The following is a 26,009-nucleotide window of genomic DNA, read 5'->3' on the forward strand; positions in this document are numbered from 1 at the left end:
GATCTTTGCATCAAGCGCGCTTCTCCAATTCGAGGAATAGCAGGCGATGCCACAGCCAATTTGTGAATTCAGGCTGCCGTCTTGTGCTCGGCGGCATGGTCGCGCATGGTCTGCAGGAACAGGTCCGGCGCCATCGGCCGTCCCAGCAGATAGCCCTGCATGGCGTCGCATCCGACCTGGTGCAGGAACTCCTGCTGGCGCTCGGTCTCCACGCCTTCGGCGACGATGCGCAGATTCAGCGTCCGCCCCAGGGCCACGATGGCCGATACGATGGCGGCATCCTCGGTGCCTTCGCTGAGGTCGCGCACGAAGCCGCGATCGATCTTCAGTTCGTTGGCCGGCAGGCGCTTCAGGTACAGCAGGCTGGAATAGCCGGTGCCGAAATCGTCGATGGAGATCTCCACGCCCAGGTCGGCGATCTGCTGCAGCGTCTGCAGGCTCTGCTCGGTATTGTTCATGGCAGTCGACTCGGTCACCTCCAGCGTCAGGCAGGACGGCGGCAGCTGGTGTTTCTCCAGGGCAGCACGCACCACGTCCAGCAGATGCGGATCGGCAAACTGCACCGGCGAAAGATTCACCGCAATCTTCCAGTCAGCATAGCCCAGGGTCAGCCACTCATGCATCTGGCGACAGGCTTCATCCAGCACCCAGGCCCCGATCGGGATGATCAGGCCGGAACGCTCGGCCAGGCCGATGAACTCATCCGGCCCCACCAGCCCGCGTTGCGGATGCTGCCAGCGCAGCAGCGCCTCGGCCCCCAGCACCGGACCATCAAGCAGGCTGAACTTGGGCTGGTAGACCAGCCGGAATTGCTTGCGCTCCAACGCCACCCGCAGGTCCTGCAGCCACTGCAGCTGATGATGCGCATTGGCATTCATCGACGGTTCGAAGAAGTTGTAGCCGTTGCGGCCGGCGCGCTTGGTGTGATACATGGCGGCGTCGGCGTTGATGACCAGGTCGTGGCGCGTGGCCCCGTCCTCCGGGTAGATGGCGATGCCCACGCTGGCCGACACGCGCAGCTCCTGCTCGGCCAGGCGGAACGGCAGGTTGACCACTTCCACCAGCTTCTCGGCCACCGGCATGGCGTCTTCCGGCTGCGCCAGTTCCACCAGGATCACGAATTCGTCGCCACCCAGCCGCGCCACCGTATCGTGTGCGCGCATGGCACCGGTCAGGCGCTGCGCCACCTCCACCAGCATGCGGTCGCCCACATGGTGGCCGAGCGAGTCGTTGATGGCCTTGAAGCCATCCAGATCCATGAACATCAGCGCGAAATGTCCCTGGCTGCGTGCGGCCTTGTTGATGGCCTGGCTCAGGCGGTCTTCCAGCAGGGTGCGGTTGGGCAGCTTGGTGAGATGGTCGTGCAGCACCATCTGCGTCAATTCTTCATTGGCTTCGGCCAGCGAGCGCGCCAGCTTGGCGGTACGCGACTCCAGCCGCGCATCCAGCACCGAGGTCAGCAAGGCGATGCTCAGCACCGCCAGCGTGACCACGATGACCAGGATCGCCAGCCAGCCGGTCCCCACGCCCTCGCGTGCCGACAGGCACACCGAACCGTTGGGAAAAGTGGCGGCCGCCATGCCGGTGTAATGCATGCCGACGATGGCCACGCCCATCACCACCGAAGCGCCGGCGCGCGCGGCTTTCACGTAAGGGGTATTGCGGCGCAGGCTGAAGGCGATCCACAGCGCTGCCGCCGATGCCGCTATGGCGATCAGGATGGAAGCGATGAACAGCACCAGGTCGTAATCGATGCCCGGCGTCATGCGCATGGCGGCCATGCCGGTGTAATGCATGCCGGCAATGCCGGTCCCCATCAGCAAGGCGCTGCCGAACAGCCGCCGCAGCGGCAATTCGCTGCGGGTAACGATCCACAGCGCATAGCCCGAGGTGGCAATGGCGATGAGCAGCGAGAGCGTAGTGATCCAGACATCGTAGCCCAGCGCGATGGGCAGCCGGAAAGCCAGCATGCCGATGAAATGCATCGACCAGATCCCCAGCCCCATGGCCACCGCACCGCCGGCAAGCCAGAAGCGTGCGGCACGCGAATGCAGATGGCTGGTGGTGTTGATGCGCTCGGCCATGTCCAGCGCCGTATAGGAGGCGAGGATGGCCACCAGCAGGGAAACGACCACCAGCGGCTTGTCGTAGTTGGCGATGAGCATGGCGAAGAGTGATGCCTGTGAAAAACGGCGATTGAGCGAAGGTCGCTGGAAGGCAGGTGATTCGGTGCGCGCACGCACCGGCACGTCCCGCCCCGGCAAACAGCTTGGCAACATGGACGACTTGTCATCAAGCTTAGGGGGCGGCGCATTGTCACACAATCAGGAAATACCCGTTGTCACAATGGCATTTTCCGTCGACCAAACGTTACCCGGACGAGGCAAACAAGCAACATTCCGTGACCAACCGCATGCCAAATTGATCATTTGGTCAGGATTGCGCCTCCCAAAGGCATACGGAGATCAGAAGATGTCGATGGAATGGCAACTTTATGGAGCGCCGCTGATCTCTTGTCACGGCAGTCCGCGCATCGCCGCCCGACGTGCGCCGGCCCCGCCCGGCCGCCCTTCGCGCCTGCACGCCACCGAACAAGCTGCAAAACGACAACAAAACACAACAAATCGACAACAAGGACAACATGCTGAACTTACCCCACTCCCGTCTGCATCCGCACCAGGACGGCCTGCCGGCCCGTAGCCGCCTGTCGCGCCGCGTGGCGCTGGCCTTGTGCGGCGTGGCCGCGCCGCTGTGGCTGGCCGCCCCGGCGCATGCCGGCATTTCGATGGTGCAGCCGCCCAAGCGCATCGATGCCACCAAGCCACTGGAACTGACCCTGCTGGTGTCCGAGGATGAGCAGGCCCAGCGCACCTATCAGTTGCCCGCCACGCTGCTGGTGGCGGCCTCGGCCGACATGATTCCGCCGCAGCAGATCGCCCTGCAGCGCGTCGATGGCGAAGACAGCCTGACCCTGAAGCAAGGTGAGTTCCGCAAGGTGCGCTATCGCGGCGAGTTGCCGCGCCGCCTGCGCGGCATGGTGCGTATCGAACCGATCGGCATGGATGCTTCGCCGGTGCTGGTGGCGGTGGTGCGCCCGGATCCGTCGCTGGGGCCCTTGCCGGAGTCGCCCGACCTGATCAACACGCCGCTGGCCGATTCGACCAGCAAGGTCGCGCCGGTGGCCCCTTCGGCCACGGTATTTACGCCGGGTGCCAATGCCTCGCCCATCGACAGTGCACCGGCAGCTGAGGACATCCTCTCCAACAATCGCCGGCTGTCCTTCAATGAACCGATGTATTTCACGGTGGGGCACAACAATGGTGATACCAATGCGCGCTTCCAGCTCAGCTTCAAGTTCCGCGTGTTCGTGCCGGACGATCCGCGCTCGCGCGGCCTGCTGGACAATCTCTACCTGGGCTACACGCAGTTCTCGCTGTGGGACCTGTCGGCCCCCTCGGCCCCCTTCCGCGATACCAGCTATCGCCCCAGCCTGTATTACTACCTGCCGGACGTGGGCATACAGAACCGCGTCTTCAGCCGCATCGGCATCGCCACTGGCCTGGAGCACGAGTCCAATGGACGCGACGGCACGGCCTCGCGCAGCATCAATACTTACTTCATCGAGCCGACCTTCAACTTCGGCAATCTCAACGACTATCACTTCAAGGTCGCGCCCAAGGTCTATGCCTATCTCGGCCCGACCCGCGACAACCCGGACATCGCCGACTATCGCGGCCACCTGGACCTGAAGCTGGCCTATGGCAAACCCGACGGTCTGGAAGTGGCGACCATGCTGCGCAAGGGCAAACTGGGCGGCAAGTACAGCGCCGAAACCCAGGTCACCTACCCGCTCTCGCGCCTGCTGCCCGGTACCGCAGGCTATCTGATGGCCAGTTACTTCTACGGCTATGGCGAGAGCCTGCTGACCTACAACCAGAAGGATCATCCGCAACTGCGCATCGGTTATGCGCTGTGGCGATGAACATCGTGTGAGCGTGCTTCGCGGGGCATGATGCAAGCAAAACGGGGATGCCTTGGCATCCCCGTTTTTTTCCGTTCTTTGGGTACCGCTTGCAGAAGACGGTGGACTCAGGCCACCGGCGTGCGCATCGTCACGAACTCTTCGGCGGAGGTCGGATGGATGCCGATGGTGGCATCGAACTGCGCCTTGGTGGCACCGCATTGCAGGGCCACTGCAAAGCCCTGGATGACTTCACCGGCATCGCCGCCGACCATGTGCACGCCGAGCACCTTGTCGGTCTGCGCATCGACCACAAGCTTCATGAAGGTGCGTTCGGTATTGCGCGAGAGGGTGTTCTTGAGCGGCTTGAAGTCGGTCTTGAAGATTTTTACTTCACCATGGGCTTTTCGCGCCTGTTCTTCGGTCAGTCCCACGGTGCCCACATTGGGATGACTGAACACCGCTGTCGGAATGTTCTGGTAGGACATCACGCGCTCGCCCTTGCCGAACAGGCGCGCCACCACCACCATCGCTTCGGCCAGCGCCACCGGTGTCAGGGCCACGCGGTCGATTACGTCGCCCACGGCGAGAATCGATGGCACGTTGCTCTCGAAATTCTCATTGACCACCACGGCGCCGTTTTCCTTCAAGGCGACGCCGGCCTGCTCCAGCCCCAGCCCGCGTGTATTGGGCGTACGCCCGGTGGCAAACAGCACGCACTCCGCCGCCACGGTTTCGCCATTGGTCAGGCGCACCTGCTTGACGCTGTCTTCGCCCGCATGTGGCGCTTCGATGGCGGCGATGCTGGCATCGAAGACCAGCCGGATGCCCTTCTTGGCCATTTCATCGGCGAGGTGGATGCCCAGGTCGGCATCCATGTTGCGCAACAGGCGCTCGCGGCGATACACCAGCGTCACATCGCTGCCCAGTCCATTGAGGATGGATGCCAGTTCCACGGCGATATAGCCGCCGCCCAGCACCACCGCACGTTTCGGCAGACTCTTCAGGTGGAAGAAATCGTCCGAGGTGATGCCCAGCTCGCTGCCCGGGATCTGCGGCTTGTCGGGATGGCCGCCGGTGGCCACCAGGATGTGGCGGGCGGTGAAACGCTTGCCTTCCACGCTGACCGTATGCGTATCTTCCACCGTGGCGAAGCCACGATGCAGGCTCACGTTGGCGCCATCGAGCAGACGCTGGTAGATGCCGTTCAGGTGCGTGATCTCGCGGTCCTTGTTGGCGATCAGGGCCGACCAGTCGAAGGTGGGTTCGCTGTGCAAGGTCCAGCCGTAACCGGCGGCATCGGCGAAATCCTCGTGGAAATGGGCGCTGTAGGACATCAGCTTCTTGGGGATGCAGCCGACGTTGACGCAGGTGCCGCCCAGATCACCCTTCTCGGCCAGCCCGACGCGGGCCCCGGCCTGGCCGGCGAAGCGCGCTGCGCGCACGCCACCGGAACCGCCGCCGATGGTGAAGAGGTCGTAATCGTATTGGCTCATGGTTTCTCCAGAGAGTGGCCGCAGCCCCCTGGCCACGCCCATTGTTGGTCTTTGCGTGCTTGGGTTATGCGGGCGGAAGCGCGCTTTGCAAGTCCGTGCGGCGCCGGCCATCGAGTGCCCGCATCACCAGCAGCACCGGTGCCAGCCCCACCAGCACGATGGACAAGGCCGGCAAGGCCGCCTCGCCCAGGCGCTCATCGCGCGCCAGGTTGTGCGCGATCACGGCCAGAGTATCGGTATCGAAGGGACGCAGCAGCAAGGTCGCCGGCAACTCCTTGACCACATCGACGAACACCATCAGCGCCGCCACCGCCAGCGAGCGCCACAACAACGGCATGTGCAGGCGCCAGGCAATCACTGCGCGCGAACTGCCCAGGGTGCGCGCCGCTTCGTCGAGACTGGCCGGAATACGGGTGTAGCCGGACTCCACCGACTGCACCGCAACCGCCGTGAAGCGTACCAGATACGCATAGATCACGCCCAGCGAGCTGGCTGTGAGCAGCACGCCCAGCCCCGCCGCCGGCCACAGCGCCTGCAGCCAGGCCACCGGCAGCAGGATGCCGACCGCGATGACCGAGCCGGGAATGGCATAGCCCATACCGGCCAGCCGAGCGGTGAGGCGCAGCACCAGCCCCTGCAGGCGCGGCAGGTGCGCGCCGCGCAGCGCGAAGCACAGGCCGAGCGCCAGCACGATGGCCGCCAGCGCCGCCAGGCCGCCGAAGCGGAAGCTGTTCCACACCCAGCCGGCATAGCGGGCCAGATCGAAAGCGGGCATGGCGGCGTCGCTGCTGCCCCACTGCCCGGCCCACAACTGCAACAGGATCGCCACCGGCAGCACGAAGCCCAGCACCACCGGCAAGCCGCACACCGCCCAGGCCGCCAGCGTCTGTGCGCGAGACAATTGCGGCAGGCGCGCCTCGGCCCCCTCGCTGCCGCGCGCACCGCGTGTGGCCGCAAAGCGCATGCGGCCCTGCTCGCGCCGCTCCAGCCACAGCAGCACCGACACGAAGAGCAGCAGCAGCGAAGCGTACTGGGCGGCGGCAATGCGGTCATCCAGTACAACCCAAGCCTTGTAGATGCCGGTGGTGAAAGTGGTCAGGCCGAAGTAGGCCGAGACACCGTAATCGGCCAGCGTTTCCATGAGCGCCAGCGCCGCCCCGGCCGCCAGGGCCGGACGCGCCAGCGGCAAGGCCACGCGCCGGATGCGTTCGGATAGCGGCGTGCCCAGCATGCGGGCAGCCTCCATCAGGTGCATGCCGCGCTCGGAGAGCGCATTGCGCGCCAGCAGGTAGGCATAGGGATAGAGCGTGAAGACGAACATGCATACCGCCCCCGGCAAGCCGCGCACATCCATGCGCCAGCCGGGGAACCAGCCGCGCAGCGTGCTCTGCACTGCCCCCGCGTATTGCAGGAAATCGGTATAGGCATAGGCCGACACGTAGGCCGGCATGGCCATCGGCAACAGCAGCGCCCAGGACAGCCAGCGCCTTCCGCGAAACTCGAACAGGCTCACCGTCACCGCCGCTGCACCACCGACGATGACCACGCCCAGCGGCACCATCAGCGCCAGCCAGCCGGAGGTGGCCAGGTAGCCGGGCAGCACGGTCTGCATCTGCTGGCGCAGGTTGTCGATGCCGGCCGCATCCAGCCCGAACCAGGCAGCGAGGATGCCGAAGAGCGGCAAGGCGATCAGGACAGCGAGCAAACCGATGATGTGCATAAACAGGAACGGCCCAATGAAGAATTGCCAGGGGAAGTCGGCGGTCCATGCGCTACACTGCGCACTCCGAGACAAACGCGAATTGTAACCATTTCATCGAGCCTGCCCATGTTTCTGGAAGTCGATCACGTCAGTATCCGTTATCCCCGCAGCGCCCAGGCAGCCGTCGATGCCGTCTCGCTGCGCCTGCAGCCGGGCGAGCTGGGCGCCCTGATCGGCCCCTCCGGCAGCGGCAAGACCAGCCTGCTGCGCGCCGTGGCCGGGCTGGAACCGGCGCAATCAGGCCGTATCCGGCTAGACGGAACATTGCTGGAAGGAGATGGCGTGCGCGTGCCGGCCGAGGCGCGGCGCATCGGGATGGTGTTCCAGGATTTCGCGCTGTTCCCGCATCTGGATGTGGCGGCCAATATCGGCTTTGGCTTGCGCGGCATGGCGCGTGGGCAGCGGGAACAGATCGTCACGCAGATGCTGGCCCTGGTCGGCCTGCCCGAGGCCGGCAGCAAATTCCCGCACCAGCTGTCCGGCGGCCAGCAGCAGCGCATCGCCCTGGCGCGCGCGCTGGCACCGCAGCCGCGCCTGCTGTTGCTGGACGAACCGTTTTCGAGCCTGGACGTGGAACTGCGCGAACGCCTGGCGCACGACGTGCGCGACATCCTCAAACGCACCGGCACCACCGCCCTGATGGTTACGCACGATCAGCTGGAAGCCTTTGCGGTGGCCGATGTGGTGGGGGTGATGCGGCACGGCCGATTGGAACAGTGGGATACGCCCTACGCGCTCTACCATCGTCCGGCCACCCGCTTTGCCGCGGATTTCATCGGACATGGGGTGTTGCTGCGCGGCGAGGTGCAAGCTGCAGCGGATGCCGGGGTACAAGGCGAGATCAGCGTCCAGACCGCAGCAGGCCTGTTGCGCGGACTGCCGGTGGAAAGCGGACGCGATGCCAGCGCCGCGCAGGTCGACGTATTGCTGCGGGCCGACGACGTCATGCATGACGATGCGTCCCCCTTCAAGGCGCAGGTGGTGCGCAAATCATTCCGGGGCGCGGAATTCCTCTACACCCTGGCGCTGGAGAACGGCCAGCAACTGCTCTCGCTGGTGCCCTCGCATCACGATCATGCGGTCGGGGAATGGATAGGGATCAGCCTGGATGTGACGCATCTGGTGACGTTTCCGAACATGGAATCGTCATTGGCAGCGGCACCTTCGGCCCCGGCAGGGACCGCCCCCGGGGCTACCGGCAAGCCGGGCTGATCGACCCCGGCCGCCCTCCCCAGCGCATCCACCACCAGCCAGTCAAGCGCACGCCGCATCAGCCGCGCGCCTTCGACAGCACCACCAGCCAGCGGCGGAACAGCAGGATTTCCACATGGCCTGGCTCGATGCCCGCGCTGCATTCAATCACCGGATTGACCCGATAACGGCGCACGTAGGTATCACGGCAGATGAAGATTTCGCGGCGACCCAGGCGGATGGCCAGCGAAGACGGGGTGGACGATGCAACAGCGAAGCGAGCGTCGGAAGCAAGATCAAAGTGGGTCATGGCAGCGATTCCTCTTCTTGTCGATAGGAGGCTTCACTTTAGCATAATACTGTATGAATACACAGTACTTTTTATACAGTACTGTACACACCATGGCGAGCATACAACAGCCGCCGCCACCCTGCCCTTCCGAGCCCCTTACGGCGTGGCGCTCAGGCCACACCGGCCGCCAGCCGGGCCCGCACGAAGCCGATATGCTCGCGCAGCACGTAGAACTGGTCGGCAAAGGCCAGCGGCATCTTCATGCGATTGACCGCAATCTCGATCTCGTCCAGGCGTTTGAGCATCTCTGCCTGCTCCTCCGGCGACTCGCGCGACAGCCCGCGTTCCAGCGCGATCAGCTCGCCATACCAGCGATAGATGCGCGAACGCACACGCCAGCCATACAGCATCGGCACCAGGCGGATACCCGGAATCAACAACAGGATCACCGGCAGCACGATCACCACCGCACGGTCCACCAGGCTGGCCATCCAGAAGGGCAAAGTGCGGTAGAAGAAGGTCTTGCCGGACTTGTAGTAGCGCGCCGCATCGTCGCTGATCGGATACTCATGCTCCAGCGGGGCCGGGAATTCCCCGGCCTTCTGCATCACGTTGGCCTTGCCATGCACCTCGCGGGCGGCGGCGATGAGCAGGTCCGAGAGCGCCGGATGCAGGTCCTCGCGTGCCACCAGCTCGGCCGTGGGCGCGATCAACTGCGTATCGCGCGCCGGCAGGTTGTGCGCCAGGTCGAACACGCCCATGGGCATTTTGAGGGTATTGAGATAGCGGAAGCGCCGCACGTAGGCATCGGCCTGCGAGAAATCCAGCAGCCGGATCCCGGGCGCGCGCAAGAGCTTGCCCATGGTGGCCACCGAGACGGAATCGCCCATCAGGAAGGCCGCATCGATCTTGCCGCTGGTCAGCGCCTGCGCGGCCTCGTCGCCGCCGATGTTCAACAGCTGGGTGCTGCCGCCCGACTCGACGCCATTGGCCTTGAGCAGCGTGGCCGCCAGCACGCTGGAACCGCTGCCCTCCCCGCCGATGGCAATCCGCTTGCCCGCCAGCTCCGACAGCTGCCGCAGTGGCGGTACCGGGCGGCCATCCTCACGCGGCGGCGGCGCGCGGTAATACACCGACACCGGTACATAGGAAATACTGCCCAGCGACACCAGCGGGCTCAAGGATTCGGCCGGTACTGCGCCGGCCAGACCACCCTGCACGAAACCGACGTCCACATTCTGGTCGGGGTCGGCCAGGCGCTTGAGGTTGTCCAGCGAGCCGCCGGTCTCGACGATGTCCAGCCGGATGCCATCGCGCGCCAGCAGCGCCTTGTAGCGTTCGGCCACGCGCCAGAAATTGCTGTCCTTGGGACCGGCAGCAATGGTGATGGAAGACGGCGGCGCCGGCCGGATCAGCCAGATCACCAGCCATGCGCCGATCAGGATCAGCAGGATGATGGGACCGAAGCTGACGGCGAGATCGCGCCACGAGATGGCCACGAAGCGCGCCCGGATGCGGGTGGCCGAGGGCGCGTAGGCGGAGAGTTTCTTGTCTTTGAGCATGCGCGCTATTCTAGCCGCGCATTCCGCCTTTGCATCGCCGCGCTTGTAACCCGATGTGACTCAATAGGTTTTATAAGGCAGGAACTTGCCCGACAGCATCACATTGACGCGATCGCCATTGGGGTCGGCCTGGCGCTGGATATCCATCTTGAAATCGATGGCACTCATGATGCCGTCGCCGAACTCTTCGTGGATCAGTTCCTTGATGGTGCTGCCATAGACACTGACGATCTCGTACCAGCGATAGATCAGCGGATCGGTCGGCACCGGAGTCGGCAGCGATCCCTTGTAAGGCACGATCTGCAGCCACAGCGTTTCTTCATCGGTGAGTTCGAACAGTTCCTGTGCCGCGGCGGCCTGCTTGGCCGTCAGGGTCATCTGGCCCAGCATGGCGGCGGTAGTCCACTCCTTGCTCTGGCCGATACGTTCGGCGATCTGGGCCCAGGTCATCTTCTTGCTGACCTTGGCGGTGACGATCTTCTGGGTGACTTGGTTGCGGTCCATGCGCTCTCTCCTTGTGGTGGACGAAAAATGAAAACCGACGACACTTTGTAGTGTGCGTCATCGATCCTGACGAAACGATGCTGCAAAACGACGATATAAACTGACGGAATGGCAGGTCGCCCGGCCCCTGCCTTCATGCCGCAACCTGCTCCAGCCCCGGCATGACGATGCGGGTCGGCAGACGCGCTGCGCCGCTGGCCTGCGCTGCCTGGATCTGGCGCGAACGATGCACCAGGAAATCGACCAGGTGATTGCGGATGCGATAGAACTGCGGATCGTGGTGCATGCCTTCGCGTGTGCGGTTCTTGGGCAAGGTATTGATGACCACCTCGGCGATGCAGGCCTGCGGGCCGTTGGACATGAGGAAGATCTTGTCGGCCAGCAGGATCGCTTCATCGACGTCGTGGGTAATCATGAATACGGTCTGGTGCGTGGCCGCGCAGATCTTCAGCAACTCGTCCTGCACCACGCCACGGGTCAGGGCATCGAGCGCACCGAAGGGCTCGTCCATCAACAGCATCTTGGGCTCGATGGAAAAGGCGCGTGCAATGCCCACGCGCTGCTTCATGCCGCCCGAGAGCTCCGAGGGCTTCTTGTGTTCAGCGCCCTTCAGTCCCACCATCTCGATGAAACGCCGTCCATGCTCCTCGGCCTTGGCCCGTGGCCAGTCCGGCCAGCGCGAACGCACCGCGAACACCACATTGCCCAGCACGCTGAACCAGGGCATGAGGGCGTGGCTCTGGAACACCACACCACGATCCAGGCTCGGTCCCTTGACTTCGCGCTGGTCCATGATGACGACACCCTCGCTGGCCGCTTCCAGCCCGGCCAGCACGTTGAGGATGGTGGTCTTGCCGCAGCCCGAGTGCCCGATCACGCAGACGAATTCACCGCGATCGATACCGAAGGACACCTGCTCGAACACCGGCGGCGCGCCTGCTGCATAACGCTTGGCCAGGCCCTGCACGCTCAGGAAATTGTGATCCATGCTCCTGCTCCCTTCATTCGACATAGGTGACCCACTTCTGCAGCCGCGCGAAGATCAGGTCCAGCACCATGCCGGTCACGCCGATGACCAGGATGGCGAAGATCACGCTGGTCAGCGACAGGTTGTTCCATTCATTCCAGACGAAGTAGCCGATGCCGGTCCCGCCCACCAGCATCTCGGCGGCCACGATCACCAGCCAGGCGATGCCCATGGAAATGCGCATGCCCGTCAGGATGGTGGGCGCTGCCGCCGGCAGGATCACCAGGAAGGCGCGCCGCAGCGGCGCCACCTCCAGCGTCTTGGCCACGTTCAGCCAGTCGCGCCGCACCGAGGCCACGCCAAAGGCGGTGTTCATCAGCATCGGCCAGACCGAGCAGATGAAGATCACGAACACCCCCGACACCGAGGAATCCTTGATGGTGTAGAGCGCCAGCGGCATCCAGGCCAACGGGGAAATCGGCTTCAAGATCTGGATGAAGGGATTGAGCGCACGCTGCATCAGCGGCGACATCCCCAGCAGGAAGCCCAGCGGCACCGCCACCACCGCCGCAATCGCAAACCCCAGCCCGACCCGGCCCAGCGAATAGGCCAGCTGGATGCCGATGCCCTTGTCATTGGGACCGTTGTCGTAGAAGGGATTGCTCAGTTCCTTGCGGATGGTCTCGCCCATCTGCGCCAGTCCGGGGAAGCCATCATGCTTGGCCGCGCCGCTGCTCTTGCCCATCAGCCTGGCGTACTCATCCTGGGCGGCACTGGCGGCGCTCTCCTTGGGCAGCGTGGCTAGGTGCCACACCATCAGCAGGGCGGCCAGCAGCAGCAGGGAAATGAGCGCGGCGCGCCAGCCGATATGCCGGGCCGGCATCACGCGCTCCTCTTGATGGCGAAGCTGTTCACGTAGGCGTCGGCCTTGTTGGCATCGAACTCCTTGCCCATGATGGAATACTTGCGATAGGCGCCGTCCGGTACCGGCTGGCCCAGTTCCTTCATGTGCTTCTTGGCCTCGGTCAGCAGCAGTACCTTTTCGGTAATGGCCTTGTAGTCGACGTCGCCCTTGATGTAGCCCCAGCGCTTCATCTGCGTGAGGATCCACACCCCCATCGAATCCCAGGGCACCGGATCGAAATCGGCGCGGCCCGGCACGTTCTTGACGTTGCCCAGGCCATCGGCGAAGCGGCCGGTCAGCACCTGCTCCACCACCGTCTCCGGCTGGTTCAGGTAGGCCGGTGGCGAGATCACCTTGGCCACCAGCGAGCGGTTGGCCGGATCGCGCGCCATGGCCGCCGCAGTCAGCACGGCGCGGAACAGTGCCGCGAAGGTGTTGGGATTCTGCTTGATGAACTCTTCGGAGGTGCCGAAGGCGCAGCAGGGGTGCCCGTCCCAGATCTCCTTGGAGAGGATATGAATGAAGCCGACCTCGTCATACACCGCACGCTGGTTGAACGGGTCCGGCCCGAGGAAGCCGTCGATATTGCCTGCGCGCAGGTTGGCCACCATTTCCGGCGGGGGCGTCACGCGAATCTGCACATCGCGGTCCGGGTCCAGTCCGTGCTCGGCCAGGTAGTAGCGCAGCAGGAAATTGTGCATCGAATATTCGAAGGGGACGGCGAACTTGAAGCCCTTCCATTGCTTGGGATCGCGCTTGTCCTTGTGCTTGGTATGCAGCGTGATGGCCTGGCCGTTGATGTTCTGGATGGTGGCCACGCGCATCTGCGTGGCATTGCTGCCCACGCCCATGGACATGGCAATGGGCATGGGCGAGAGGAAGTGCGAGGCGTCGTGTTCCTTGTTGATCATCTTGTCGCGGATCAGCGCCCAGCCGGCCGTCTTGTTGAGCGACACGTTCAAGCCCTGCTTGCGATAGAAGCCCAGCGGATCGGCCATGATGAGCGGCGCCGCACAGGTGATGGCGATGAAGCCGATCTTGAGGTCTTTCTTTTCCAGCGCGCCATTCTTTTCCTGCGCCATGGCCTGCAACGAGCCCAGCGGCAGCACGCTGGCAATGGCCGCGCGCGCCGCGTTCTTGCCCACCGCCCTCAGGAAATCACGGCGTTCGGCCACGCGCGGGAAGAGCGAACGCATCAGCGCTTCTTCCACCACGTCATTGGTCAGGGTTTCCACATCGCGGCCACGCTGCAGGCGCTGCTGCCCGGCCAGCACATCGGCCTCGTGCTGCTGCTGGCTGCCGTGGCGGCCGCAGGAACAGCCCTGCCCGGCGCGTTCGGCGTCATAGGTGTGGAACAGATTGGTCTCTGGTGCGTCCGGCATGATTCCCCCGTTTGGTGAATGTGAGGTGAGTTGCTGCTTTCACCTGCACTACCTGCAAGGGATTTGCCAGCGCGCTGCATTACGTCATGGGCGCACGACATCTTGTAGTGCTGCCACTACAAACAGCGTCGATCACATCGTCAGAATGACGAAACGCGCTGCAAAATGACGACAGCCGGTGAGAAATGCTCACACCGGCAGCAACTGGTGCCGCACGGCATACATGGCAATGCCCACGTCATTGGAAGCCCCGGTCTTCTCCAGGATACGGCTGCGATAGGTGCTCACCGTATTGGGGCTCAATTCCAGCTGGTCTGCGATTTCCTTGACGCTGCGCCCTGCGGCGATCAACTGGAAGACCTGGTATTCGCGGTGCGACAGGCTCTCATGCGCGGCCCGCTGCGGGGCCGTGGCGCGCTGAGCCAGGCCCGAGGCCAGGGTCTCGGCCATCTGCGCGCTCACGTAGAGGCCGCCGCCAGCGGCCTTGCGGATGGCTTCCACCAGTTGCTCGGGGTCGGTGCTCTTGTTGAGATAACCCGCTGCGCCCAACTTGTAGCAGCGGGCCGCGTATTGTTTCTCGGGATAGGTGGACAGCATCAGCACCGGCAGGCGCGGCATCTCCTGCTTGATCTGGCGCAGCACGTCCAGCCCGTCCTGCTGGGGAATGGCGATGTCCAGCAGCACCAGGTCGATCGCCTCGACGCGCGCGCTGTGCAGCACCTCCGGCCCGCTGGCGCATTCGGCGGCCACTTCGATGTCGGGCGTGTCGGCCAGGATCTGCTTCAAGCCCTCGCGCACGATGCGATGGTCGTCGCAGAGCAGGATGCGGATGTTGTCACCGGGGCGGCTCATGGCAGCTCCCGGCTGGCGTGATGGGGCAGGCGCAGGCAGACCAGCGTGCCGGGCCTGCCGTGCTCTGGTGCATACCGCGCACCAGCAATGCTCAGTGCGCCACCGAAGTGCAAGGCGCGCTCGCGCATGCCCATCACGCCATAGGACGTGGCCGCTTCCTGTGCGGCGCGGGGCGTGCCCACGCCATCGTCTTCCACTTCCATGCGCAGTTCTGCCGGAGTGAGGTGGACTGCAATGCGCACCTGCGTGGCCTGCGCGTGGCGCGCCACGTTGGAGAGCATTTCCTGGAAGATGCGAAACGCCGCCGTGGCCTTGGCCCCATCCGGGACGAAGGCTTCCGGCGCGATATCGAACTCGACTTCGCAGGGCAATTCGGTGGCTTCGGAGAATTCCTGCACCTGCCATTCCAGCGCGGCGATCAGGCCCTGGTGATCGAGGATGCTGGGGCGCAGGTCGGTGATGATGCGTCCCACGTTGTCCACTGCGGTTTCGATCAGGCGGCTCATGGCCTCGCACTTGCGCGCCACCGGATCGAGATCGGTCACGCGCTTGGCCATCCAGTTCACATCCAGTTTGAGTGCCACCAGCAGGCTGCCCAGTTCGTCGTGGATTTCGCGGGCGATGCGGGTGCGTTCATCCTCTCGCACCGAATGCGCATGCGCCGACAACTGCCGCACCTGGCGCAGTGCAGCCGAGAGCTCACGGGTGCGCTCGGCCACGCGCACTTCCAGTTCGGCCTTGGCCCGTTGCAACTGTTCCTCGGCCTGGCGCCGTTTGGAGATATCGCTGAAGGCGATCACCGCCCCGCGCACCTGGCCGCCATCAATGATCTGGTAGGAAGAATATTCGGTCGCAAAGCAGCTGCCATCGGCGCGCCAGAACACTTCCTGGTCGACCCGGCAGGACTCGCCCTTGCGGAAGGCCTTCAGGATCGGACACTCGGCCTCGGGGTAATGGCCACCGTGCTCATGGCTGTGATGCACCAGTTCGTGCATGTTGTGGCCCAGCACCTCTGCCGGCGCATAGCCCAGCATCGCCGCACCGGCGCGGTTGATGAAAGTGCAGCGCCCCTCCAGGTCGATACCGTAGATGCCCTCGCCGGTGGAGTCCAGCAGCAGGGCCAGCTTGTCGCGCAGCAGGCCGCCTGGCGGGGCCAGGGCGGCAGCAGCGGAAACGGGCAGGAAAGGATCGTGGCACATGATCCTCCCTGCCCGCAAGAGCCATGCCAGAACCAGCCCGGCGTGGCGCCGGACCTTACGGCATGTACTGGCCGCCGTTGACGTCGATGATCTGGCCGGTGACGTAGCCCGACATCTGGTCCGAGGCCAGATAAAGGAAAGCACCGCTGCATTCATCAGGCTCGCCGATGCGGCCCATGGGGATGGTCTTGCGGAAGCCTTCCAGTTGTTCCGGAGTGGTGAAGCGTTCCTGGAACGGCGTCATGATCACGCCCGGTGCCACTGCATTGACGCGGATCTTGTCGGCCAGCAATTCCTTGGCCATGCCGCGCGTGATGGTGCTGACGAAGCCTTTGGAGGCCGCATAAATGAGCGCACCGGGGCCACCGCCATGGCGCGCCGCCACCGAGGTGACGTTGATGATGTTGCCGCCGCCCTGGGCGCGCATGACGGGAATGACCGCACGCGTGAAGGCCACCACCGAGCGGGCATTGATGTTGATGATCTCGTCGAAGAGTTCATCGGTGACCGTTTCCAGCGGGGCCCGCTTGACCAGCGCGCCGGCATTGTTGATGAGCACGTCGATGCGGCCCATCTGCTCCACGGCCTTGGAGACGGCGGCGTTGATGGCTGCCGTATCGCGCACGTCCGCGCCGATGGTGACGGCCTTGCTGCCGGCGGCGCGCACTTCTGCGGCCACGGCCTCCGCCTCTTCCTTCGAGCTGTTGTAGTGGACCACCACGTGGGCGCCACGTGCCGCGAAGGCGCGCGCGGCGGCCGCGCCGATACCGGTGCTTGCACCGCTGATGAAGACGACTTTACCTGCCAGATCCAGCATGCTGTTCTCCTGCAATCGATTGATAAGGAAAGATCCTGCCTGTCCGGCTTGTAGAAGTGCTGCATCAACAGGCGGCCCTGCGCGCCTTGCCGGTATCGCTTCTTGTGAGGGGCACCGCGGCCATGCTGCGGCTGTGCTGCCACGCCGCCGTTGTGGAATGCTGCGGGACCAGCCCGGCAGCAACGGCGACGCTTCTTGCGTTGGATCGTACTTGTTGACTCAGTCGTGGACCGATTCGTTCTGGCTGCGTCCGGCGCTGCGATAGGCATCGCGCACCCGCAGCAGGTGGTTGCGCATGGCTTCGGAGGCCTGGTGCGGATTGCGTGCCTTCAGGGCGTCCAGGATGTCGCGGTGGTCCTGCAGGCTGCGTTCCAGCGTGGAGGGGATGCGCGAGGTGATGGAGCGGCTCTTCTTGCCCAACATGTAGAGACTGCCGGCGACGCTTTGCAGGAAGGGGTTGTTGCAGGCCTCGATGATGGCCTCGTGGAATTCCACATCCGCTGCGGAGAAGGCCGCCGGGTCCGACAGCAGCCGTGCCTCATCTTCGACATTGCGCGCCAGGCGCGCCAGTTCGGCGTCGTCGATATGGGTCGCGGCCAGCGCGGCCACGCCGGTCTCGATGATGAGACGGGCGTCGAACAGCGCTTCCAGCGTGCCGGGGTTGAGATCAATGATCATCTCCAGCGGCTCCAGCAGCTCGCGCGTTTCCAGCGAACTGACGAAGGTGCCCTCGCCCTGGCGGATGCGCAGCAGGCCCAGCAGGGCCAGCCCGCGGATGGCCTCGCGCACGGCAGGACGGCCCACGCCCAGCATGGCTGCCAGTTCGCGCTCGGGCGGCAGCTGCTGGTCGGGTTTCAGCAGGCCGCTGCGGATCATGGTCAGCAGCCGCTGGGCTACCTGCTCGGAAATGGATTTCTGGACGATGGGGTCGAAGGACATGCTCTCTGGGTATCTGCCTGTAGGGTGAATCGCCGCCGTCGCGGCAGTGTCGGCCTGGCCCGCCAGCCCGGAATGTGCGGGCGACAAAAGGTATGACCAATCGGGGGTGAGGATAGGTATGGGGAGGGAATGTGTCAAGCGGCGGGAAAATTGGTGCGGTGCGCAAGAAACTAGGCGATATCGCACCACCCATCAGGTGCCGTCACACCAGCGCGCTGATCCGTGCGAAGAGCGTGGGGTCTTGGTCCACCAACTTGAGCAACACGGCTGCCTGCGCGTTGGGCCGTGATACGCCCTGCTCCCAGTTTTGATACGTCCGCGGATTGACACGCAGGCTGCGGGCCATGATCGCCTGCGACACCCGAGCCTTGCCCCGTACCCGTTGAATCTCCTCGGCTGTGATCGTGACCGGCTCCGGCGATAGCTTGACTTTGCTTGTGCGCAAGGTCAGCTTGCCCTCTCGCTCATTGGCCATGTCTTGCACGCCCGCCATCAACTCTTCGAATAAATTTCTTTTTTTCATGATGTCTTCCTTGAGGACAGTTCATCTTCCAGCGCACGCCTGAGCAGTTTTCTCTGATGAGCAGTGAGGTCGTTCATCTCATCTTTGTCGTAGATAGAGCAAAGCCAGAAGTGGCATTGTTCGTCCCAAAAATAGTAGATCACTCTCAGGCCACCACGTTTTCCCTTGCAACGACGCGCATCAGGAAAACGAATCTTTCGAAGTCCCCCCGCATCCTTGATGAGGCTTCCCGCTTGCGGCTGCCGCATCAGCATCTGCTGAAGCGTTGCAAAGTCATCGTCCGAGAGGTAGTTCTCCCGGACTGCTGCAAACATTCGCGTTTCTTTGAAGATCGCTTCCATCCGCGAACCATACGCATCTCGCGTATAGTTCGCCATCGTACCATAGTGCAGCATCAATCCAGCTTCCGCCCCGCCGTCTCCCGCACCATGGCAATGGCCACCAGTGAGATGAGGCCGGTGCCGATCACATACCAGGCCGGACCCAGGTTGGAACCGGTGGCCTTGACCAGCCAGGTGGCGATGAACTGCGAGAAGCCGCCAAAGATCGATACGCCCAGTCCATAGCACAGGGCCAGCCCGGTCGCCCGCACGCGGCGCGGGAACAGTTCGGTCATCATGACCACGCTGGAGACCGAAGTGAAGACCATGGGAATGACCATCACCGTCACCGCCGTCAGCAGGCCCATGCCGCTGCGCAGATGGTTCATCAGCATGAAGGCCGGGAACACCAGGACGATCAGCGCCAGGCGCGACCAGGTGGCCACCGGCTTGCGGCCGAGGCGATCAGTCAGGATGCCGGCCGGCGCACACAGCAGCAACTGCAGCAGGCCGGCCAGCCAGGAGGCCCACAGCGCCAGCGAGAACGGCATGTGCAGGATGGCCTTGGCATAGGTGGTGATGTAGTGCATCACGATGTAGTTGGCCGAGGTCCCGCCGATGACGATGGCCGTGCCCAGCAGCAATGGTTTTCGGTGCGCCTGCAGGATCTCGCTCAGGGCACCCGGTGCCCGCTTGCCCGGCTGGCGTGACGCGGGCGCATGTTCCACCTCGGCGGTCTCATCGAGGAAACGGCGGATGTAATTGCCGATCGGCACCAGCAGCAGGCCGACGACGAATGGCAGACGCCAGCCCCAGCTTTCCAGCTGCTCAGCAGTCAGCGCATAGGTCAGCAACAGTCCCACGCCGGAGCCGACCAGCGTGCTGAGCGCCTGGCTGAACAGTTGCCAGCTGCTGTAGAAACCACGTGTCCTGTCGTCCGCGTATTCCAGCAGCATGGAGGTCGACGCGCCCACTTCGCCGCCCACCGCAAAGCCCTGGATCATGCGGCCGGCGATCATCAGCAGCGGCGCGGCCAATCCGATCTGGGCGTAGGTCGGGGCCACGATGAAGATGGCCGAGCCCACCGCCATGAGCCACAAGCTCAAGGTCATGGCCGGCTTGCGTCCGCACCGGTCGGCGAACTGCCCCATGATGATGCCGCCCAGCGGGCGCATCAGGAAACCCACCCCGAAGGTGGCCAGCGACATCATCAGCGAAGCCCATTCCGAGGTACTGGGAAAGAACTGGCGACCGATGATGGCCGCAAAGTAGGTGTAGATGGAAAAATCGAAAAACTCCAGGCCATTGCCGATGGTGATGGCGGCGATCTTCTTGGCCTTGGAAACCGGAGCGGGTACGGCAGCAGCGGGGCTGACGGCGGCTGAGTGGCTGTTGCTGTTCATGGTGTGGGTGGCCCTTCTGTCATGTCTGTTGTGCGTTGGCAGCGCCCGGCGAGATTGCGCCGCCGGGTGCCGTTCTCCCCTGTGACGGATCAGGCCACCAGCGGCGCGTCCGACAGGAAGCGCTGGGTCAGCTTGACCCAGTAGCTGGCCGCGATCGGCAGGATGCCGTCATTGAAGTCATAGCGCGGGTTGTGCACCATGCAGCCGCCCTGCTCTCCGTCCCCATTGCCGATGATGACGTAGCAGCCCGGGCATTGCTCCAGCATGAAGGAGAAATCCTCGCTGCCCGTCAGTTGCTGGACGTTCTCGATGAAGGCGTCCTGTCCCAGCCAATCACGCACCACGCCTTCGGCAAAGGCGGTCATGCCCGCATCGTTCTGCAGCGCCGGATAACGCCAGTGGTAATCGACCTCCGCCCGCGCGCCCATGGCCTGCGCCTGGGTCTGGGCCAGCTCGGTGATGCGCTGGCGCAGCAGCGCCCGCACCTCGGGCGAGTAGGCGCGCACCGACAGGCGCAGCTCGGCGGTCTCGGCGATCACGTTGGGGGCATTGCCCGCATGCAGCGCACCGACTGTCACCACCGCCATCTGGCGCGGATCGACATTGCGCGCGACCACGCTCTGCAAGGCCACTACCAGATAGGAGGCCACCAGAATTGCATCGACCGTGATGTGCGGCATGGAGCCATGCCCCCCATTGCCGATGATCTTGATGATGACAGTATCGGACGAAGCCATGAAGGCCCCCGGCAGGGTACCGAACTTGCCCACCGGATAACCGGGCATGTTGTGAAAGGCGAACACGCCATCGCAGGGAAATCGCTCGAACAGGCCATCCTCGACCATCTTGCGCGCACCGCCCAGGCCTTCTTCGGCGGGCTGGAAGATCAGGTGCAGGGTGCCATCGAAGTCGGTGTCCTTGAGCTCGCGCGCGGCCGCCAGCAGGCTGGCGGTATGGCCGTCATGGCCGCAAGCATGCATGGTGCCGCCGTGCTGGCTGGCATAAGGCAGCTTGGTCTCCTCATGGATGGGCAGGGCGTCCATGTCGGCACGCAGGCCAAGGCGGCGCGGACCGCTGCCCTTCTTCAAGGTCCCCACCACGCCGGTCCCGCCCAGGCCGCGATGGACCTCGTATCCCCATTCGGCCAGCTTGCCGGCGACCAGCTCGCTGGTGGCGTGCTCCTCGAACGCCAGTTCGGGATGAGCGTGAATGTGGTGACGCAGCGCCACGCTTTCCTGCAGGTGGTGCAGGATGCCGGGCACGAGGGCGGAAGAGGACGGGTTCTTGGTCATTGCGGGTCTCAGGGTAGTGGAATGCGATCCTGCCGATGCGCACTGGCAAGCACGCTGGCATGGCCGGTCTCACCATGCAGCATGCATACCAGTGCGCCTCCGGCAGACGGAACAGGCCGGGCGGGACAGCCCCGGGAGCTGCGTAAATCATTTACACTTCTGCCCGCAACACCCAGCCCCTCCTGGTGCGGCAAGTGTGCAGCCATTGCGCGGCGGCGTCGCGTCAACGGCTCGTTGACATGAATAGATCCGGTTGAAACGAAAAACAGATGCGCGAATACGGTGCAGCGTTTATCCTCGCCGCACCCCTTCATGAGGCCCCCCGAGGAGCGAACCTATGGCGCGTCCGCCCGAACTGAAGCTGCAGCAACTGCAATATCTGATCGCCATCGCCGAGCATGGCGGCCTGCGTTCGGCTGCACAGGCCCTCAACGTGACCGCCGCCGCTGTCAGCAAGGGCTTGCAGGAGTTGGAGAATACCGCCGGCACCCGCTTGCTGAAACGCCAGGCACAGGGGCTGCAGCTCACGGCTGCGGGCCGCAAGCTGCTCACTCGAGCCCGGCTGATCCAGTGTGAAGTCGAACAGGCCATGCAGGAACTGGGCGCTGCGCGGGCCAGCAATCGCATCCGTTTCACCGTCGGTGTCACGCCGTGGATTTCGCTGACCCTGCTCACCCCCACGCTGCTGCGCTTTGCCGAACTGCGGCCGGATGTGAGCCTGCGCCTGTCCGATGTCTTCGGTTCCGACTATGCTGCCCTGCGCGAGGGCAGCATGGACCTGGCCATCGGCCTGGCACCGCCCGATGAGGGCAGCGCTGAACTGGCGGCACGGCCGCTGTTTTCCTACGAACACGCGATCGCCTGCCGCCGTGGCCATCCGCTGCAGCAGGCCCGCCATCTGGAGCAACTGGCCGGACAATCATGGTTGGTCAGCCACGAGATCGGCCAGTACCAACCGCCCCTGCGCGATTTCTTCCAGACACACTATGGCGACGGTGCGCTGCCTGGCGGCGGCCAGGTGCATCAGTACCGTTCCCTACACATGATGGAACTGATCTGCAACAGCGACCTGCTCACCGTGGTCCCCTGGCCGGTGATCGAAGCCAGCCGCCAGCACTACCCGCTGGAAGCGCTCACGCTCAAGGAGCGGCTGCCGGCCAGCATCACCTGCTACGTCACGCGCAAGAACGCGCCCATCCATGGCTGCGTGAGCGATTTCGTCGGGGCCATGATGCATGTGCTCACCGACGAGGCCACCCGCAGCCGCTTCCTGCATCCGCGGGTGTTGCGTTCGCTGGACGTGATCGCACAACGCTAGCCGGCAGGCGCGCGCATCTGGTAGCCTAGGGCCTGCCCACCCCACCGCCGAGCACCCATGAACCTGCGTTTCGTCGAGGCCTTCCACTGGGCCGCCTCGCTCAAGAGCATCACCCGCGCCGCTGAAAAGCTCCACATCACGCAATCGACCATGTCCAGCCGCATCGCCTCGCTGGAAGAGGAACTGGGCGTGGTGCTGCTGGACCGCCGCGAAAAACAGTTTCGCCTCACCGTGGCCGGCCAGCGCTTCCAGCGCCTGGCGGTGAAACTGCTCGACATGCAGCGCCAGATCCGCCAGGAGCTCGGCGGCAACAGCGCCGGCCCGCTGCTGCTGCGCATCGGCAGCATCGAATCGGTGGTGCACAGCTGGCTGCCGGCCTGGCTGCAGGAAATCCGCAGCCGCTATCCCGATTTCGCGCTGGAACTCACCGTCGAAACCTCGCCGGTACTGACCGAGCAGATCCGGCGCGGTGCCCAAGACCTGGTCTTTACCTCCACCGTAGGCAGCGACACGGCCGTGCGCTCGCGCCTGATGACGCCGATGGAGATGGTCTTCGTGGGCCACCGCGAACGCTTCGGTACGCGTTCCCACACGCTGGACGAACTGGCCGCACACGACCTCATCACCTTCCAGCGTGGCTCGCAGCCGCACCAGGGAGTGCTGCAGCTGTGCCAGGAATGGGGCGTGATCGAACCGCGCGTGCATGCCATCTCTTCCATCTCCGCCATGGTGCAGCTGGTCGAAGGCGGCTTCGGTGTAGCCACCCTGCCGCGCGCCTCGGTGCGCGAACTCACGCGCCGTCTTCCCCTGCGCATCCTGCGCTGCGAAGCCACGCTCCCGCCCTTGCAGATCCACGCCAGCTATCGCGAAGACCCCAGCTCCAGCCTGGCCGAACTGGTGCTCGATTCGGCATTGGAGCATGCACGGCGCACCCAGGGCAAAGGCCGCACCGCAGAAAAATGAGCCACTGGCACGGAAATCGCTACAGTGAAATTTCCGTTGTCCTCATCGAAAAAATCGATAACAAAAGATATAAATTTTTTGTTGGACGCTGTCCCGGCACGCTCCTAACATCGGCTCCATTCCAAGAAGGAGACCGCCATGCCAGAGACTGCCACCGCCTCGCCTGCCGTACCGATTCATTCCGCCGCAGCGCCTGTGCTGTCGGCTTCCTCCAGCGCACTAGACGTGCGGCTGGCTGCCCGCAGCGGGGCATTCACCGGCCACACCAGCGGGGTGGCCAGTGCCCATGTGCAAGTCAACCTGGCGATCCTGCCGGCGGCGTTGGCCGATGATTTTCTCGCCTTCTGCGAACGCAATCCCATCCCCTGTCCCTTGCTGGCCGTGTCCAAGCCGGGCTCGCCCGCCCTGCCCGCGCTGGGCCTGGATTTGGACGTGCGCAGCGACGTGCCGCGCTATCACCTGTGGCGTGACGGCGAGCGCGTGGCCGAGGTGAACGACCTGCGCGCGGTGTGGCGCGACGATCTGGTCACGTTCGCGCTGGGCTGTTCCTTCTCTTTCGAGCATGCGTTGCTGGCCGCCGGCATTCCGCTGCGCCATGTCAGCGAAGGCCGCAACGTGGCCATGTACCGCACCAATATTCCGACGCAGCCGGTGGGCGTATTCCAGGGACCGACGGTGGTGTCGATGCGGCCGCTCAAGGCCGCCGATGCCATCCGCGCCATCCAGATCACCGCACGCACGCCGCAGGTGCATGGCGCACCCATTCACATCGGCGACCCGGCCCTGATCGGCATTGCCGATCTCCACCAGCCCGACTATGGCGAAGCGGTGGACATCCACGCCGATGAGCTGCCGGTGTTCTGGGCCTGCGGCGTCACGCCGCAAGCCGCCATCGTCGCCGCCCGGCCCGAATTCTGCATCACCCATGCACCCGGCTACATGCTGGTGACCGACAAGCTCAACAGCGAACTGCTGCTCGACGCGCAGGCCTAGCGCCTGCTGCCGCTCTACCGTTTTTTCATCGATGGCCGCATGCTGCCTGCACGCGACCAGCGATGCCGCACGTCAGTGATTTACACATTCATTACGGGGATCAACATGTGGCTGCAAGAGACAACGACATCCGAGCGACGCACGCTCACGGCAACCTTCACCGGCTATGCCGTGGATGGTTTTGATTACATGATCTACACCTTCCTCATCCCCACGCTCTTGGCCGCGTGGAGCATGAGCAAGGCCGAAGCCGGCTACATCGCCACCGGCGCCCTGCTGACCTCGGCCATCGGCGGCTGGGCTGCAGGCGTGCTGGCCGACCGCTACGGGCGGGTGCGCGTGCTGCAATGGACGGTGCTGTGGTTTGCGCTCTTCACCTTCCTCTCGGGCTTCACCACGTCCTTCGGCGAGCTGCTCTTTACCCGTGCGATGCAGGGCTTCGGCATGGGTGGCGAATGGGCCGTCGGCTCGGTGCTGATCGCCGAGACCATCTCGGCCCGCCATCGCGGCAAGGCTTCGGGCCTGGTGCAGAGCAGCTGGGCGGTGGGCTGGGCGGCTTCGGCGCTGGCGTTCTGGGGCGTCTACGCGCTGCTGCCGCCGGAGACGGCGTGGAAGGTGCTGTTCTGGATCGGCGTGCTGCCGGCCCTGCTGACGCTCTACATCCGCCGCGCCATCAGCGAACCGGAGGTCTTCCTGGCAACCCAGGCCCGGCTGCGCGAGAGCGGCCAGCGCGGCAACTTCCTGCGCATTTTCCATCGCGACCTGCTGCGCACGACGCTGCTGGCCAGCCTCCTGGCGACCGGCATGCAGGGTGCGTATTACTCGGTGACGACCTGGCTGCCGACTTTCCTGAAGACCGAACGCCACCTGTCGGTGCTGGGCACCAGTACCTATCTGCTGGTGTTGATCGGCGGGTCTTTCTGTGGCTACCTGACCTCGGCCTGGCTGTCGGACACCATCGGCCGCCGCCGCTGTTTCATGCTGTTTGCGGCCATGGGGATCGTGCTGGTGCTGAGCTATACGCAGCTGATCATTACCGATGCCTGGATGCTGGCACTGGGCTTCGTGCTGGGATTTTTCCTCTCGGGGATTTTTTCGGGGATGGGGGCTTATCTGTCTGAACTGTTTCCCAGCGATGTGCGCGGTTCGGGACAAGGCTTCTGCTACAACTTCGGGCGTGCGGTCGGGGCGATCTGTCCTGCGCTGGTCGGGTATCTCAGCAACAGCCTGCCGCTGGGGCAGACCATCGGGTGGATCGCGGCCGGGTGTTACGGGCTGGTGATCGTGGCTTGCCTGATCTTGCCGGAGACCCGGGGCAAGGAGCTGGAGGCGGTGGTGGCGGCTTAGTGAAGAAAGGGGCGATGCCTGC

General features: G+C 64.3%; 23 protein-coding genes. 6 read left to right on the forward strand and 17 right to left on the reverse strand.

Going from position 1 to position 26,009, the window contains the following annotated elements; all coding sequences use genetic code 11:
- Positions 1 to 68: 68 nt before the first annotated feature.
- Positions 69 to 2,165 (reverse strand): bifunctional diguanylate cyclase/phosphodiesterase, encoded by a 2,097-nt coding sequence (locus MKD49_RS02370; protein ID WP_209567677.1) that lies wholly within the window; start codon positions 2,163 to 2,165, stop codon positions 69 to 71.
- Between the two features lie 476 nt (positions 2,166 to 2,641).
- Between MKD49_RS02370 and MKD49_RS02375 the strand changes: the two genes are divergently transcribed.
- Positions 2,642 to 3,982 carry a phospholipase A gene (locus MKD49_RS02375; RefSeq protein WP_227022812.1) on the forward strand — a complete coding sequence of 447 codons (1,341 nt, stop codon included), beginning with the start codon at positions 2,642 to 2,644 and terminating at the stop codon, positions 3,980 to 3,982.
- A 107-nt stretch (positions 3,983 to 4,089) separates the two neighbouring features.
- On the opposite strand, the gene gorA is transcribed toward MKD49_RS02375, so the two are convergent.
- Positions 4,090 to 5,457, reverse strand: a complete 1,368-nt coding sequence (gorA, locus tag MKD49_RS02380) for a glutathione-disulfide reductase (RefSeq protein ID WP_252695339.1) — start codon at positions 5,455 to 5,457, stop codon at positions 4,090 to 4,092.
- Positions 5,458 to 5,521: 64 nt separating this feature from the next.
- Positions 5,522 to 7,177 carry an iron ABC transporter permease gene (locus tag MKD49_RS02385; protein ID WP_252695340.1) on the reverse strand — a complete coding sequence of 552 codons (1,656 nt, stop codon included), beginning with the start codon at positions 7,175 to 7,177 and terminating at the stop codon, positions 5,522 to 5,524.
- 108 nt (positions 7,178 to 7,285) lie between these two features.
- On the opposite strand from MKD49_RS02385, the gene MKD49_RS02390 reads away from it, so the two are divergent.
- On the forward strand, positions 7,286 to 8,431 hold the full coding sequence (locus MKD49_RS02390) for an ABC transporter ATP-binding protein (RefSeq protein ID WP_252695341.1): 1,146 nt from the start codon (positions 7,286 to 7,288) through the stop codon (positions 8,429 to 8,431).
- Between the two features lie 58 nt (positions 8,432 to 8,489).
- Here the strand turns inward: MKD49_RS02390 and MKD49_RS02395 are convergent, their stop codons facing one another.
- From MKD49_RS02395 to MKD49_RS02460, 14 genes are all read right to left on the reverse strand, one after another.
- Positions 8,490 to 8,720: a hypothetical protein gene (locus MKD49_RS02395; protein WP_034329828.1), complete on the reverse strand. Its 231-nt coding sequence runs from the start codon at positions 8,718 to 8,720 to the stop codon at positions 8,490 to 8,492.
- Positions 8,721 to 8,872: 152 nt separating this feature from the next.
- Positions 8,873 to 10,264, reverse strand: coding sequence for a TAXI family TRAP transporter solute-binding subunit (locus MKD49_RS02400; protein WP_039784642.1), 1,392 nt, complete (start codon positions 10,262 to 10,264; stop codon positions 8,873 to 8,875).
- A gap of 60 nt (positions 10,265 to 10,324) precedes the next feature.
- Positions 10,325 to 10,768 (reverse strand): cyanase, encoded by a 444-nt coding sequence (cynS, locus tag MKD49_RS02405; protein ID WP_039784640.1) that lies wholly within the window; start codon positions 10,766 to 10,768, stop codon positions 10,325 to 10,327.
- A 133-nt stretch (positions 10,769 to 10,901) separates the two neighbouring features.
- Entirely contained in the window at positions 10,902 to 11,756 is an 855-nt protein-coding gene (locus MKD49_RS02410; protein WP_252695342.1) for an ABC transporter ATP-binding protein, read from the reverse strand.
- 13 nt (positions 11,757 to 11,769) lie between these two features.
- Positions 11,770 to 12,618 carry a nitrate ABC transporter permease gene (gene ntrB, locus MKD49_RS02415; protein ID WP_252695343.1) on the reverse strand — a complete coding sequence of 283 codons (849 nt, stop codon included), beginning with the start codon at positions 12,616 to 12,618 and terminating at the stop codon, positions 11,770 to 11,772.
- Positions 12,618 to 14,021 carry a CmpA/NrtA family ABC transporter substrate-binding protein gene (locus tag MKD49_RS02420; RefSeq protein WP_252695344.1) on the reverse strand — a complete coding sequence of 468 codons (1,404 nt, stop codon included), beginning with the start codon at positions 14,019 to 14,021 and terminating at the stop codon, positions 12,618 to 12,620. The genes ntrB and MKD49_RS02420 overlap by 1 nt, the downstream gene beginning before the upstream one ends.
- Positions 14,022 to 14,210: 189 nt before the next feature.
- Positions 14,211 to 14,873, reverse strand: coding sequence for a response regulator transcription factor (locus tag MKD49_RS02425; RefSeq protein WP_121045044.1), 663 nt, complete (start codon positions 14,871 to 14,873; stop codon positions 14,211 to 14,213).
- Positions 14,870 to 16,072, reverse strand: a complete 1,203-nt coding sequence (locus tag MKD49_RS02430; RefSeq protein WP_252695345.1) for a PAS domain-containing sensor histidine kinase — start codon at positions 16,070 to 16,072, stop codon at positions 14,870 to 14,872. Before MKD49_RS02430 ends, MKD49_RS02425 begins: the two co-directional genes overlap by 4 nt.
- 55 nt (positions 16,073 to 16,127) lie before the next feature.
- A complete protein-coding gene (locus tag MKD49_RS02435) occupies positions 16,128 to 16,889 on the reverse strand; it encodes an SDR family NAD(P)-dependent oxidoreductase (protein ID WP_121045048.1) in 762 nt (253 codons plus the stop codon).
- Between the two features lie 219 nt (positions 16,890 to 17,108).
- Positions 17,109 to 17,828, reverse strand: a complete 720-nt coding sequence (locus MKD49_RS02440) for a FadR/GntR family transcriptional regulator (RefSeq protein ID WP_034329812.1) — start codon at positions 17,826 to 17,828, stop codon at positions 17,109 to 17,111.
- 202 nt (positions 17,829 to 18,030) lie between these two features.
- Positions 18,031 to 18,351 (reverse strand): DNA-binding transcriptional regulator, encoded by a 321-nt coding sequence (locus tag MKD49_RS02445; protein WP_121045050.1) that lies wholly within the window; start codon positions 18,349 to 18,351, stop codon positions 18,031 to 18,033.
- Positions 18,348 to 18,746 carry a toxin gene (locus MKD49_RS02450; protein ID WP_243442889.1) on the reverse strand — a complete coding sequence of 133 codons (399 nt, stop codon included), beginning with the start codon at positions 18,744 to 18,746 and terminating at the stop codon, positions 18,348 to 18,350. The genes MKD49_RS02445 and MKD49_RS02450 overlap by 4 nt, the downstream gene beginning before the upstream one ends.
- Positions 18,746 to 20,074, reverse strand: a complete 1,329-nt coding sequence (locus tag MKD49_RS02455; RefSeq protein ID WP_252695346.1) for an MFS transporter — start codon at positions 20,072 to 20,074, stop codon at positions 18,746 to 18,748. Before MKD49_RS02455 ends, MKD49_RS02450 begins: the two co-directional genes overlap by 1 nt.
- Positions 20,075 to 20,163: 89 nt before the next feature.
- Positions 20,164 to 21,366 (reverse strand): M20 aminoacylase family protein, encoded by a 1,203-nt coding sequence (locus MKD49_RS02460; protein ID WP_252695347.1) that lies wholly within the window; start codon positions 21,364 to 21,366, stop codon positions 20,164 to 20,166.
- Between the two features lie 337 nt (positions 21,367 to 21,703).
- Here MKD49_RS02460 and MKD49_RS02465 point away from each other — a divergent pair, with 337 nt between their 5' ends.
- From MKD49_RS02465 to MKD49_RS02480, 4 genes are all read left to right on the forward strand, one after another.
- A complete protein-coding gene (locus tag MKD49_RS02465; RefSeq protein WP_252695348.1) occupies positions 21,704 to 22,684 on the forward strand; it encodes a LysR family transcriptional regulator in 981 nt (326 codons plus the stop codon).
- 57 nt (positions 22,685 to 22,741) lie between these two features.
- The gene (locus tag MKD49_RS02470; protein ID WP_252695349.1) at positions 22,742 to 23,647 is read left to right on the forward strand and encodes a LysR family transcriptional regulator; all 906 of its coding nucleotides are present in this window, start codon (positions 22,742 to 22,744) and stop codon (positions 23,645 to 23,647) included.
- Between the two features lie 138 nt (positions 23,648 to 23,785).
- Positions 23,786 to 24,640 carry a putative hydro-lyase gene (locus tag MKD49_RS02475; RefSeq protein ID WP_209567231.1) on the forward strand — a complete coding sequence of 285 codons (855 nt, stop codon included), beginning with the start codon at positions 23,786 to 23,788 and terminating at the stop codon, positions 24,638 to 24,640.
- Between the two features lie 105 nt (positions 24,641 to 24,745).
- The gene (locus tag MKD49_RS02480) at positions 24,746 to 25,987 is read left to right on the forward strand and encodes an MFS transporter (protein ID WP_252695350.1); all 1,242 of its coding nucleotides are present in this window, start codon (positions 24,746 to 24,748) and stop codon (positions 25,985 to 25,987) included.
- Positions 25,988 to 26,009: the final 22 nt, after the last annotated feature.

The sequence above is a fragment of the Herbaspirillum sp. WGmk3 genome (genome assembly GCF_023952535.1).
In the GTDB taxonomy this organism is placed as follows: Bacteria; Pseudomonadota; Gammaproteobacteria; order Burkholderiales; family Burkholderiaceae_D; genus Herbaspirillum; species Herbaspirillum huttiense.

Bases quoted from the DNA above. Each gene is read 5' to 3' on its own strand.
- MKD49_RS02370 (WP_209567677.1), bottom strand. From the start codon at position 2,165: ATGCTCATCGCCAACTACGACAAGCCGCTGGTGGTCGTTTCCCTGCTG.
- MKD49_RS02410 (WP_252695342.1), bottom strand. From the start codon at position 11,756: ATGGATCACAATTTCCTGAGCGTGCAGGGCCTGGCCAAGCGTTATGCA.
- MKD49_RS02440 (WP_034329812.1), bottom strand. From the start codon at position 17,828: ATGTCCTTCGACCCCATCGTCCAGAAATCCATTTCCGAGCAGGTAGCC.
- MKD49_RS02475 (WP_209567231.1), top strand. From the start codon at position 23,786: ATGCCAGAGACTGCCACCGCCTCGCCTGCCGTACCGATTCATTCCGCC.
- MKD49_RS02470 (WP_252695349.1), top strand. From the start codon at position 22,742: ATGAACCTGCGTTTCGTCGAGGCCTTCCACTGGGCCGCCTCGCTCAAG.
- MKD49_RS02455 (WP_252695346.1), bottom strand. From the start codon at position 20,074: ATGAACAGCAACAGCCACTCAGCCGCCGTCAGCCCCGCTGCTGCCGTA.
- MKD49_RS02390 (WP_252695341.1), top strand. From the start codon at position 7,286: ATGTTTCTGGAAGTCGATCACGTCAGTATCCGTTATCCCCGCAGCGCC.
- cynS (WP_039784640.1), bottom strand. From the start codon at position 10,768: ATGGACCGCAACCAAGTCACCCAGAAGATCGTCACCGCCAAGGTCAGC.
- MKD49_RS02450 (WP_243442889.1), bottom strand. From the start codon at position 18,746: ATGCTGCACTATGGTACGATGGCGAACTATACGCGAGATGCGTATGGT.
- MKD49_RS02400 (WP_039784642.1), bottom strand. From the start codon at position 10,264: ATGCTCAAAGACAAGAAACTCTCCGCCTACGCGCCCTCGGCCACCCGC.
- gorA (WP_252695339.1), bottom strand. From the start codon at position 5,457: ATGAGCCAATACGATTACGACCTCTTCACCATCGGCGGCGGTTCCGGT.
- MKD49_RS02395 (WP_034329828.1), bottom strand. From the start codon at position 8,720: ATGACCCACTTTGATCTTGCTTCCGACGCTCGCTTCGCTGTTGCATCG.
- MKD49_RS02445 (WP_121045050.1), bottom strand. From the start codon at position 18,351: ATGAAAAAAAGAAATTTATTCGAAGAGTTGATGGCGGGCGTGCAAGAC.
- MKD49_RS02480 (WP_252695350.1), top strand. From the start codon at position 24,746: ATGTGGCTGCAAGAGACAACGACATCCGAGCGACGCACGCTCACGGCA.
- MKD49_RS02375 (WP_227022812.1), top strand. From the start codon at position 2,642: ATGCTGAACTTACCCCACTCCCGTCTGCATCCGCACCAGGACGGCCTG.
- MKD49_RS02385 (WP_252695340.1), bottom strand. From the start codon at position 7,177: ATGCACATCATCGGTTTGCTCGCTGTCCTGATCGCCTTGCCGCTCTTC.
- MKD49_RS02460 (WP_252695347.1), bottom strand. From the start codon at position 21,366: ATGACCAAGAACCCGTCCTCTTCCGCCCTCGTGCCCGGCATCCTGCAC.
- MKD49_RS02420 (WP_252695344.1), bottom strand. From the start codon at position 14,021: ATGCCGGACGCACCAGAGACCAATCTGTTCCACACCTATGACGCCGAA.
- MKD49_RS02425 (WP_121045044.1), bottom strand. From the start codon at position 14,873: ATGAGCCGCCCCGGTGACAACATCCGCATCCTGCTCTGCGACGACCAT.
- MKD49_RS02435 (WP_121045048.1), bottom strand. From the start codon at position 16,889: ATGCTGGATCTGGCAGGTAAAGTCGTCTTCATCAGCGGTGCAAGCACC.
- MKD49_RS02430 (WP_252695345.1), bottom strand. From the start codon at position 16,072: ATGTGCCACGATCCTTTCCTGCCCGTTTCCGCTGCTGCCGCCCTGGCC.
- ntrB (WP_252695343.1), bottom strand. From the start codon at position 12,618: ATGCCGGCCCGGCATATCGGCTGGCGCGCCGCGCTCATTTCCCTGCTG.
- MKD49_RS02465 (WP_252695348.1), top strand. From the start codon at position 21,704: ATGGCGCGTCCGCCCGAACTGAAGCTGCAGCAACTGCAATATCTGATC.